Origin of the sequence: Arthrobacter sp. HMWF013, assembly GCF_003061105.1 — a bacterium.
Classification (GTDB): Bacteria; Actinomycetota; Actinomycetes; order Actinomycetales; family Micrococcaceae; genus Arthrobacter.
Map to the genome: position 1 here is coordinate 1 of NZ_QAIQ01000039.1, position 9,660 is coordinate 9,660.

The 9,660-nt window shown below is 65.5% G+C and carries 12 protein-coding genes; 9 read left to right on the top strand and 3 right to left on the bottom strand.

Going from position 1 to position 9,660, the window contains the following annotated elements:
• The 9 genes from DBR22_RS02035 to urtE form a co-directional block, all read left to right on the top strand.
• A partial coding sequence (locus DBR22_RS02035) for a DnaJ C-terminal domain-containing protein (protein WP_308810169.1) occupies positions 1-246 on the top strand: 246 nt, incomplete at its 5' end.
• A gap of 15 nt (positions 247-261) precedes the next feature.
• On the top strand, positions 262-684 hold the full coding sequence (locus DBR22_RS02040; protein ID WP_108597558.1) for a heat shock protein transcriptional repressor HspR: 423 nt from the start codon (positions 262-264) through the stop codon (positions 682-684).
• A 90-nt stretch (positions 685-774) separates the two neighbouring features.
• Entirely contained in the window at positions 775-1,203 is a 429-nt protein-coding gene (locus DBR22_RS02045) for a DUF302 domain-containing protein (protein ID WP_108597559.1), read from the top strand.
• Between the two features lie 132 nt (positions 1,204-1,335).
• Complete coding sequence (locus tag DBR22_RS02050; protein WP_108597560.1) at positions 1,336-1,707, top strand: hypothetical protein; 372 nt, start codon at positions 1,336-1,338, stop codon at positions 1,705-1,707.
• A gap of 364 nt (positions 1,708-2,071) precedes the next feature.
• On the top strand, positions 2,072-3,337 hold the full coding sequence (gene urtA / locus DBR22_RS02055; protein WP_108597561.1) for an urea ABC transporter substrate-binding protein: 1,266 nt from the start codon (positions 2,072-2,074) through the stop codon (positions 3,335-3,337).
• Between the two features lie 36 nt (positions 3,338-3,373).
• Positions 3,374-4,258 carry an urea ABC transporter permease subunit UrtB gene (gene urtB, locus DBR22_RS02060; protein ID WP_108597562.1) on the top strand — a complete coding sequence of 295 codons (885 nt, stop codon included), beginning with the start codon at positions 3,374-3,376 and terminating at the stop codon, positions 4,256-4,258.
• A complete protein-coding gene (gene urtC, locus DBR22_RS02065; RefSeq protein ID WP_219928068.1) occupies positions 4,255-5,463 on the top strand; it encodes an urea ABC transporter permease subunit UrtC in 1,209 nt (402 codons plus the stop codon). Before urtB ends, urtC begins: the two co-directional genes overlap by 4 nt.
• Positions 5,460-6,272: an urea ABC transporter ATP-binding protein UrtD gene (gene urtD / locus DBR22_RS02070; protein WP_108597563.1), complete on the top strand. Its 813-nt coding sequence runs from the start codon at positions 5,460-5,462 to the stop codon at positions 6,270-6,272. The genes urtC and urtD overlap by 4 nt, the downstream gene beginning before the upstream one ends.
• Positions 6,272-6,964 (top strand): urea ABC transporter ATP-binding subunit UrtE, encoded by a 693-nt coding sequence (gene urtE, locus DBR22_RS02075; protein ID WP_108597564.1) that lies wholly within the window; start codon positions 6,272-6,274, stop codon positions 6,962-6,964. Before urtD ends, urtE begins: the two co-directional genes overlap by 1 nt.
• Positions 6,965-6,970: 6 nt before the next feature.
• On the opposite strand, the gene DBR22_RS02080 is transcribed toward urtE, so the two are convergent.
• From DBR22_RS02080 to hpaD, 3 genes are read right to left on the bottom strand one after another with little or no spacing between them, the layout of a single operon-like run.
• A complete protein-coding gene (locus tag DBR22_RS02080; protein ID WP_181364986.1) occupies positions 6,971-7,774 on the bottom strand; it encodes an HpcH/HpaI aldolase family protein in 804 nt (267 codons plus the stop codon).
• Complete coding sequence (gene hpaH / locus DBR22_RS02085) at positions 7,759-8,544, bottom strand: 2-oxo-hept-4-ene-1,7-dioate hydratase (RefSeq protein WP_108597565.1); 786 nt, start codon at positions 8,542-8,544, stop codon at positions 7,759-7,761. Before hpaH ends, DBR22_RS02080 begins: the two co-directional genes overlap by 16 nt.
• A gap of 2 nt (positions 8,545-8,546) precedes the next feature.
• Complete coding sequence (gene hpaD / locus DBR22_RS02090) at positions 8,547-9,632, bottom strand: 3,4-dihydroxyphenylacetate 2,3-dioxygenase (RefSeq protein ID WP_108597566.1); 1,086 nt, start codon at positions 9,630-9,632, stop codon at positions 8,547-8,549.
• Between the last annotated feature and the right edge of the window lie 28 nt (positions 9,633-9,660).

Consider the following 9,660-nt stretch of genomic DNA (forward strand, 5'->3'; position numbering starts at 1 on the left):
GTCCCCACCCTGGACGGCGAGAAGGTCCGGGTCCGTGTTCCGGCAGGCACCCCGTCCGGCCGCACTCTTCGGGTGAAGGGCCGCGGCGTGAAGACGTCCAAGGCCACCGGTGACCTCCTGGTGACTATCGACGTCGCCATTCCCAAGAACCTGAACAAGGAAGCCGAGGCGGCCGTGAAGGCGTTCGCCGCAGCCACCGCCGATGCCGATGTCCGGAGCGGCCTGGCCGCCAAGGCCCGGCTGTAGGCAACGGAGCAGACCGTGGACATCAGCGCTGACCAGCCGATCTTCGTGATCTCCGTGGCGGCTGAACTGGCGGACATGCACCCGCAGACCCTCCGGCAGTACGACCGGCTGGGCATCGTTTCGCCCAGCCGCGCGCCGGGGAAGTCCCGCCGCTACTCGCAGCGGGACGTGAACATGCTGCGTGAAGTCCAGCGGCTGTCCCATGAAGGCGTCTCGCTGGAAGGCATCAAGCGGATCCTGGAGCTCGAGAACCAGGTGGCTGCACTGCAGTCCAGGGTGAGTGAACTGACCGAGGAACTGGGCCGCCGTCGTCCGCTTGACCAGCGGATCTTTGCCGCCGGTGCGGCCGGCGATGTGGTGAGCCTTGCCCGCGGGCAGCGGCCCCGCGCACGGTCCCAGGCTGTGGTGATCTGGCGCCCCAGGGCGCTGGGCACGTAGCTGGCTGGGTGATGTGAGCACTATGAGGTCAAATACCCATAGGGGTATGCTGGCGATGTAGGCAGTTACATCAACCGTTCAGGAGCAGCCATGAACTACACGCATACCGTGACAGTACCGCTGGAATGGGAGGATGCCGTGCAGCGCACCCGCGAAGCCCTTGCTGTGCAGGGATTTGGGATCCTCTCCGAGATCAACGTCCGTGCCACTTTCCAGACCAAGCTCGGCGTCGAGGCAGCAGACGCACTGGGCGACTATGTGATCCTCGGTGCCTGCAACCCTGCCCTGGCAAACCGGGCGCTGTCCGCCGAGCCGGACATGGGGGCGCTGCTGCCGTGCAACGTGGTGGTCCGCCGCGGCCCGGACGCTGCCCGGACCACCATCCAGGCCATCGATCCGCAGACCATGGCAAAACTTAGCGACAGCCCAGCCGTCCAGGAGGTCGCGAACGACGCCGATACCCGGCTCCGGGCGGCCCTGGCCTCGTTGAACGGCGCCGGGGAAGCTCCGGGCAATTAACCTCAACCGAAAGTAGAGTACTCACTACTCGTGACGGCTCCGCCCCCTTTGTCTTGAATGGAACTGCAGCTGGGTCTCACAGCGCAGGTTCGAGCCTCTGGGGGTTTTCACGTGTTCGGTTCTTCAGTCCAAATGTTCGCAGGGTCCACCGCCGGGCTGATCCTGCTCGCCATCGGCCAGACCGTCGTGGTGGTGTGCGTCTGCTTCGACATGGTGCGGGCGCTGTCTGTGCCGAGGTCGCACCGGCGCTACCTTGCCAGTACCGTGTTCCGGACGCTGGCCATCCCGTCCATCATCGCTACGGGCATGAGTGTCCTGATTGACGCGTTGTCCTGGTCCTGGACGGATGTCTGCATGTCCATGTTCGTGATGGTGGCGATCATCTTCCGCCTGCACCACGACAAGGACGAGGACAGCTGGTGGAAGGGCAAAGGCAAGAAGCTGGCGCGCTGGGCCCGCCGGCAATTCAGTGGCGGCACATCCGTGGCGCCCGCACTGGGGTAACCCACGGTTGATCAGTCCAGGAAACGCCGACGGCCCTTCCCTGATGGACCCTCCGTATAGCCGCAGGTCAGGACAGTTTTTTGGTGCGTCGACCCGATTGTGTCCGGCGTCCAGGCCAAAGTTACGCGCCGGCAGGTTTCCCGCAGGTTAACTCTTAGCCCCCGCTTTTCCGCGGTTCCTCCCGCCCTTACGGTGTGCACCATCGTCTCAGGCCAGCCACGGCAACAGTCCGGAAACTGACTCGAAACCAACCCCGCCGGTGCCGAAACAATCCGCTCCTAGATTCATCGCAAGGGGTCACTTCTGACGGGCCTCGGAGGCGAGCCGCTGCCCAGCGCAGCGGCGGAGTGAGAAGCAGGTACATATGAGGGTTTCGGTCACCAACCGCGCTTTCCTTCCCCTGGCGGCAGCCGCCATGGCCACTGTCCTGGCAGGCTGCGGCAGCCAGATCGCGGATCCGGCGTCCGCAGGCTCCACCGCCAGCAGCGGTACGTCCTGCGTTGACACTTCAGGCAGCAGCGTCAAAGTGGGGTTCATCAACTCGCTCTCGGGCACCATGGCCATCAGCGAGAGCACTGTTTTCGACTCCCTCACCCTGGCAGCCGAGGAGATCAACGCTTCCGGCGGTGTCCTGGGCAAAAAGCTTGAGGTCATCAGTGAAGACGGCGCCAGCGAACCCACCAAGTTCGCTGAGCGTGCCGGAAAGCTGATCCAGCAGGACTGCACCGCCGCCGTGTTCGGTGGCTGGACCTCATCCAGCCGCAAGGCCATGCTCCCCGTGTTTGAGGCCAACGACGCATTGCTCTTCTATCCGGTGCAGTACGAGGGCCTCGAGTCCTCGAAGAACATCTTCTACACCGGAGCCACCACCAACCAGCAGATCATTCCGGCCCTGGACTACCTGGCCGAGCAGGGGACCAAGTCACTCTTCCTCGTTGGCAGTGACTACGTCTTCCCGCGCACAGCCAACAAGATCATCCAGGCCTACGCCGAGGCCAAAGGCATCGAAGTCCTCGGGGAAGAATACGCACCGCTTGGCTCCACCGAATTTTCGACCATCGTCAACAAGGTCCGCGACTCCAAGGCCGATGCGGTCTTCAACACCCTCAATGGCGACAGCAACGTTGCCTTCTTCCGCCAGTACAAGAGCGTCGGCCTGACGGCGGACACCATGCCGGTGGTCTCCGTCTCCATCGCCGAGGAGGAAGTCCCCGGCGTCGGCCTGGACAACGTCCAGGGACAGCTGACTGCGTGGGATTACTACCAGACCCTGGACACCCCGGCCAACAAGAAGTTCGTTGCCGCGTTCAAGGCCAAGTTCGGCTCCGAGCGGGTAACCAGCGACCCCATGGAAGCTGCCTACACCTCGCTTTACCTGTGGAAAGCCATGGTGGAGAAGGCCGGGTCATTTGAGGTCGACAAGGTCCAGGCCGCAGCGGACGGGGTGAGCTTCGAGGCGCCTGAAGGCATGGTCACCGTCAACGGGGAGAACAACCACATCACCAAAACCCCGCGCATCGGCAAGATCAATGCGGACGGCCTGATCGACACGGTGTGGTCATCACCCGAGGCAGTTGAACCGGATCCGTTCCTGGCCACCTACGACTGGGCCAAGGACCTGGCCAAGTAGCGGCCGCTCCAGAAAATCGATGAAAGGCCTGCTGGAATGGAACTCCTGATAGGGCAGATGTTCGCCGGACTCAGTCTCGGCTCGGTGCTGCTGCTGGCAGCACTGGGACTCTCGTTGACGTTCGGCCAGATGGGGGTCATCAACATGGCCCACGGTGAGTTCATGATGGCCGGCGCGTACACGGCCTTCGTGGTCCAGCGGGCCATCTCCGACGCCGGCGTATCGCTGCTGGTTTCCATTCCCGCAGGCTTCCTGGTGGGAGGTGTCCTGGGGCTGGTGCTCGAAGCGGTGCTGTTGCGCCGCATGTACCACCGGCCCCTGGACACCCTCCTGGTCACCTTCGGGGTGGCGCTGATCCTGCAGCAGGCCGCACGTGACATCTTCGGCGCACCCAGCGTGGATGTCCGGGCGCCCGCCTGGCTGCAGGGAAACATCGAGTTGCTCGGCGCCCCCATCCCGCTGACCCGGCTCTTCATCCTGGGGCTCTCGCTGGTGTGCCTGGCCGGACTGGTCCTGCTCCTGAAGGCCACACCGCTGGGGCGCCGGATCCGGGCTGTTGTCCTGAACCGCGACCTCGCGGAAACCTCCGGGGTGTCCACGAGGCGCAGCGACCAGCTGACCTTCTTCATCGGGTCTGGCCTGGCCGGCATCGCCGGCGTCGCCGTCACCCTGATTGGCTCCACCAGCCCGTACCTGGGCACCAACTACATCGTGGATGCCTTCCTGGTGGTGGTGGCCGGCGGCATCGGCCAGATCAAGGGAGCCGTCATCGCTGCGTTTTCCCTCGGAGTGCTGCAGTCCGTCTTCGAGTATTCGACGACGGCCAGCATCGGCAAGGTGCTGATCCTGATCGTCATTGTGGTGTTCCTCCAGCTCCGGCCGCAGGGCATCTTCAGCCTCAAAACGAGGAGCCTGGCATGAAAAGCCTGTTGCACGGACGGATGGGAACCGCGGCCGGATTCACCCTCGGCGCGGTCCTGCTCCTGGGGGTTGCACCCGCCGTACTTCCCGCGTTCAACCTGGCACTGCTCGGGAAGTTCCTCTGCTTTGCCATCGTGGCGGTCGGCATCGGCCTGGCGTGGGGACGCGGCGGTATGCTGACCCTGGGCCAGGGGGTGTTCTTCGGTCTTGGCGCGTACATCATGGCCATGCACATGAAGCTGGCCGACGCCTCACTCTTCGGCGGCTCCGGCGTCCCGGACTTCATGTCCCTGTACGGCAGCGGCGAGGTGCCGGGCTGGTGGGAACCCTTCCGCAGCCCCGCGGTGACGCTCCTTGCCGTCGTCCTGGTACCGGGGCTGGTAGCACTGGTTCTGGGATTGGCGATCTTCAAGCGCCGCGTCAAGGGTGCCTATTTCGCGATCCTCAGCCAGGCCCTGGCGGCTGCCTTTGCGGTGTTCCTGATTGGCCAGCAGGCCACCACCGGCGGCTCCAACGGCCTCAACGGGTTCCGGTCCTTCTTCGGCTTCGACCTGAAGGACCCGAACAACAAGCTCATGCTGTACATGATCGCGGCGATAGTCCTGCTGCTCTCCCTCGCCGCCGCACGGCAGCTGATGCACAGCCGGCTCGGCGAGTTGCTGGTGGCAGTCCGGGACCAGGAGGAGCGGGTCCGGTTCCTTGGTTACGATCCCGCGACAGTCAAGACTGTCATCTACGTGGTTGCAGCTGTGCTGGCAGGCATTGCAGGGGCGCTGTTCGTTCCGCTGGTCGGGATCATTTCACCGGCGGATGTGGGCGTGATCCCGTCCATCGCCTTCCTGATCGGCGTAGCAATCGGCGGCCGCGCCACCCTGCTGGGGCCGGTCCTTGGCGCTGTGGGCGTCGCCGCTGCCCAGTCCAGCCTGTCCTCCACCTTCCCTTCGTTCTGGGTGTACTTCCAGGGGCTGCTGTTCGTCCTGGTCATCGGCTTCATGCCGGGCGGGCTTGCGTCCTTGCCGGCGCTGGTGCGCCGGCGGCGCCGGACCCCGTCCGCAGCAGCGACGCACGAAGCGGCAGTGGAGCCCGCAGCAGCCGGGGCCGCGGCCCCAAGCCCTGCAGCGCCAGATCCTGTGTCCCCAACTCCCGCAGCCCCGGATCCTGAAGCCCGCCGCAAAGCCACCACGTCCGAGGAGGTCAGCAGATGACTACCCCCACTCTGCTTCCCGAGGGGGAGCCCCAGGCCGGTGGACTGCGCCACGGCCGGCCCAAATACCTTGAAGTCCGCGACCTCTCGGTCTCCTTTGACGGATTCCTCGCCGTGGACAACGTCAACCTCAACGTGATGCAGGGCGACCTGCGGTTCCTGATCGGCCCCAACGGTGCAGGGAAAACGACCGTCATCGATGCCATCACCGGACTGGTACCGGCCTCGGGGTCGGTGAACCACACCGGAACAGAGATCCTGGGCCGCAAAGTGCACCAGATCGCGCGGCTGGGCGTGGGACGCACGTTCCAGACCGCCAGCGTGTTTGAGAACCTTTCAGTGCTTCAGAACCTCGACATCGCCGCTGGCTCGGGCCGCGGTCCGCTGAAGATGCTCCGCCGCCGGACGTCCGTGGAGCCGGCCGTGGAGGAGGCCTTGGAAATCATCGGCCTGGAGGGGGCGGCGGACAAGCAAGCGGGCATCCTCGCCCACGGACAGAAGCAATGGCTGGAGATCGGCATGCTGCTGGTGCAGAACTCAGACGTGCTCCTGCTGGATGAACCGATCGCCGGGATGAGCCAGGATGAGCGGAGTGAAACAGGCGAGCTGCTGCGGCGCATCGCCGCCAGCCGGATCACCCTGGTCATTGAGCACGACATGGACTTTGTCCGGGAATACGCGACGTCGGTCTCAGTCCTTGCCGCCGGAAAGGTCCTCAGCGAGGGAAGCGTGGCGCAGGTGCAGGCGGACCCGAAGGTGCAGGACGTCTACCTGGGCACCTCGGGCACCTCGGGAACGGAAGGCCACTGATGCTGACAATCGAGAATCTGCAGACCGGCTACGGCCGCACCCAGGTGATTTCCGGGGTGAGCCTGACCGTGGACGACGGAGCCGTTGTCTCAGTCCTGGGCCACAACGGTGCCGGCAAAACGACGCTGCTGCGCGCCGTCGTCGGGCTTCTCAAACCCATGGCGGGACGCATCACGCTGGACGGGGAGGACATCTCTGCCCTCCGCCCGCACCAGCGGGTGGCGCGCGGCATGGCCTATGTGCCGCAGGGCCAGCAGTCATTCGGGCAGCTGTCCGTCATGGAGAACCTGCAGCTCGTGGCGGACGGGCGGAAGCACGGTGCTGAGCGGGTGGCGGAGGCCCTCGAGATGTTTCCCGCGCTCCGGCCGCTGCTGGCACGGCGGGCGGGACTCCTTTCCGGCGGCCAGCGTCAGCAGCTGGCCATTGCCCGGGCCCTGATTACCGATCCGCGCCTGCTGATCCTGGACGAACCCACGGAAGGGATCCAGCCCAACGTTGTGGCCGAGATCGAGGCGACCATCGTCAATCTCTCCCAGCGCGACGGCATGAGCATCCTCCTGGTGGAGCAGCACATCGGGTTTGCCCTCCATGCTTCCGACAGTTACCACGTTCTTTCTGCGGGCAGGTTCTCCTCATCGGGGGCGGGCGGCGCCGGATCGGCCGCCAGTGTGCGGCAGGCGATGCTCATCTGAGGCGGCTCAGTAGCTGGCAGGGGAGCCGCCGTCGGAGGCCTTGATGTACTGGGCGGCGAGGGCCTCAGAGCCCCGCGCCAGCAGGGCGACGTCGGCGCCCACCAGGATGAAGTCGGCACCGGCGTCGAGGTACCGCCGGGCGGTGTCCGGGTTGAACGCGTTGACGCCGGCGGGTTTCCCTGCCGCTTTCGCGGCTTTGAGGCAATGCTCGACGGCGGCACGCACCTCCTCGTGGTCCTGCTGGCCCAGCAGTCCCATCGACGCGGCGAGGTCGGAGGGACCGAGGAAGATGGCGTCCACGCCGTCCGTCTTCAGGATCTCCTCCACCGCGTCCACGGCGGCGCCGGATTCGATCTGGACCGTGACGCTGATGGTCTCCCCGGCCCGGGCCAGGTAGTCCGGGACCCGGTTCCAGCGCGCGGCCCGCGCCAGGGCGGACCCCACGCCGCGGACCCCGTGGGGCGGGTAGCGGGTGGCGGCCACCGCGGCTTCGGCCTCCGCCAGGGAGTTCACCATGGGGATCAGCAGGTTCTGCACGCCCAGGTCCAGGTACTGCTTGATCACCACGGTGTCGTTCACGGGGGGCCGCACCAACGTGTGGACCGGGTAACCGTGGATGGCCTGGAGCTGGGCGAGGACCGATTCGAGCCCGTTGGGGCTGTGCTCGGCATCCACCAGCAGCCAGTCCAGCCCTGAGCCGGCGCAGAGTTCGGCGATGAGCGGGCTGCCGGAGCACACCCACATTCCGGCCAGGGGACGGTCCGCCGCGGCCAGGGCGTCGCGGAAGGTGTCTTCTATTCGAAGCGGCATGTCACAACTCCCAGTGGTCCGTAGTCTGCGTGGACGGTGTCCCCTTTGTACACCCACATGGGACGGGTGAAGGAGCCGGCCAGGATGATGTCGCCGGCTTTCATGCTGTCCCCGTGGGCTGCGATCTTGTTGGCCAGCCAGTGCACCCCGTTGGCCGGGTGGTCCAGGACCCCGGCGGCAACACCGGTTTCCTCCACGGTCTGGTTCTTGTAGAGGATGGCGGCGACCCAGCGGAGGTCCACGGCGTCGGGTTTTACCGGGTTGCCGCCGATCACCATGGCACCCATGGCCGCGTTGTCCGAGATGGTGTCCACGATGGTCCGGCCCTCCATCTCGATCCTCGAATCAAGGATCTCCAGGGCCGGAACCACGTAATCGGTGGCCTTCAGGACATCGAAAATGGTGCAGCCGGGGCCCTTCAGCCCGTCCTTGAGGACAAACGCCAGCTCCACCTCAACCCGGGGATGCGTGTACTTTTCCCACTCCACCGAGCAGCCGGTTTCGAGCACCATGTCATCGAAGATGGCACCGTAGTCAGGTTCGGTGATGCCGGTGGCGGCCTGCATGGCCTTGGACGTGAGGCCGATCTTCCGGCCCACGAGGGTCCGGCCGGCTTCCTCGTTCCGCCGCCGCCAGAGCTGCTGCACGGCATAGGAGTCCTCCACCGTCATCTCCGGGTACCGGGCGGTCAGCCGGGGGACCGGTTTCCTGTTCCGGCCGGCCTCCAGCAGCTCGTCCGCGATGGCCTCGATCGTCGTGGCATCCAGCATGGCTACAGCTGCGCTCCGAGCTTGAAGCCGGTCCGGTCCCCTTCAGGGGACCCGTCCTTGCGGGTGTAGGAGAAGCCGTCGGCGCCCACGGTCACTGCCATTTCGCTCTTTTCCTCGCGTTCGATGACGGGCTGGGGGTTGCCGTCCAGGTCCAGGACCAGGGAGGCTTCGGTGTACCAGGACGGGACCACCGGGTTGCCCCACCAGTCGCGGCGCTGGTTGTCGTGCACGTCCCAGGTGACCACGGGGTTATCCGGATCGCCGGTGTAGTAGTCCTGGGTGTAGATCTCCACGCGGTGGCCGTCCGGATCCAGGATGTAGAGGTAGAACGCGTTGGATACACCGTGCCGTCCGGGGCCGCGTTCGATCCTGTCGCTGATGCGCAGGGCGCCCATCTTGTCGCAGATCTGGATGATGTTGTGCTTCTCGTGCGTGGCGAACGCGATGTGGTGCATCCGCGGGCCGTTGCCGCCGGTCAGCGCGGTGTCGTGGACGGTCTGCTTGCGGTGCATCCACGCCGCGTACGTCACGCCGTCGGAATCCTGGATGTCCTCCGAGACCCGGAAGCCGAGGTCTTCGAGGTACTTGCGGCCGCGGGGTACGTCGGGGGTGACCTGGTTGAAGTGATCCAGGCGGACCAGTTCCCCGGCGGAGTAGAGGTCGTAGCGCTGGGTGAGGCGCTCCACGTGCTCCACCTCGTAGAAGAATTCGTAGGGGAAGCCCAGCGGATCCTCCACCCGGACGGAGTCGCCGATGCCCTTGGTGAAGCCTTCCTTGCGGCGTTCGGTGCGGCAGCCCAGTTCCTTGTAGTAGGCCTCTGCGGCGTCCACTTCGGCGGGGGACTTCACCCGGTACGCGAAGGCTGCGACGGCGGCGATGGGTCCCTTGCGGAGCACCAGGTTGTGGTGGATGAACTCCTCGAGGGAGCGCAGGTAGATGTTGTTCTCATCCTCCTCGGTGACGTGCAGGCCCAGCATGTCGACGTAGAACGCACGGGACTTGGCGAGGTCGGTGACCACGATCTCCATGTAAGCGCAGCGCACGATGTCCGGGGCCGGGACGGTGGGGGTGGGAACGAAGTTGGTCATGGTGTGCTCTCTTCTTTGAGGTGGATGG

Coding starts and splice junctions, on each gene's coding strand:
- hpaD (WP_108597566.1), bottom strand. CDS start 9,632: ATGACCAACTTCGTTCCCACCCCCACCGTCCCGGCCCCGGACATCGTG.
- urtA (WP_108597561.1), top strand. CDS start 2,072: ATGAGGGTTTCGGTCACCAACCGCGCTTTCCTTCCCCTGGCGGCAGCC.
- urtB (WP_108597562.1), top strand. CDS start 3,374: ATGGAACTCCTGATAGGGCAGATGTTCGCCGGACTCAGTCTCGGCTCG.
- DBR22_RS02045 (WP_108597559.1), top strand. CDS start 775: ATGAACTACACGCATACCGTGACAGTACCGCTGGAATGGGAGGATGCC.
- urtC (WP_219928068.1), top strand. CDS start 4,255: ATGAAAAGCCTGTTGCACGGACGGATGGGAACCGCGGCCGGATTCACC.
- DBR22_RS02080 (WP_181364986.1), bottom strand. CDS start 7,774: ATGCCGCTTCGAATAGAAGACACCTTCCGCGACGCCCTGGCCGCGGCG.
- hpaH (WP_108597565.1), bottom strand. CDS start 8,544: ATGCTGGATGCCACGACGATCGAGGCCATCGCGGACGAGCTGCTGGAG.
- urtE (WP_108597564.1), top strand. CDS start 6,272: ATGCTGACAATCGAGAATCTGCAGACCGGCTACGGCCGCACCCAGGTG.
- urtD (WP_108597563.1), top strand. CDS start 5,460: ATGACTACCCCCACTCTGCTTCCCGAGGGGGAGCCCCAGGCCGGTGGA.
- DBR22_RS02050 (WP_108597560.1), top strand. CDS start 1,336: ATGTTCGCAGGGTCCACCGCCGGGCTGATCCTGCTCGCCATCGGCCAG.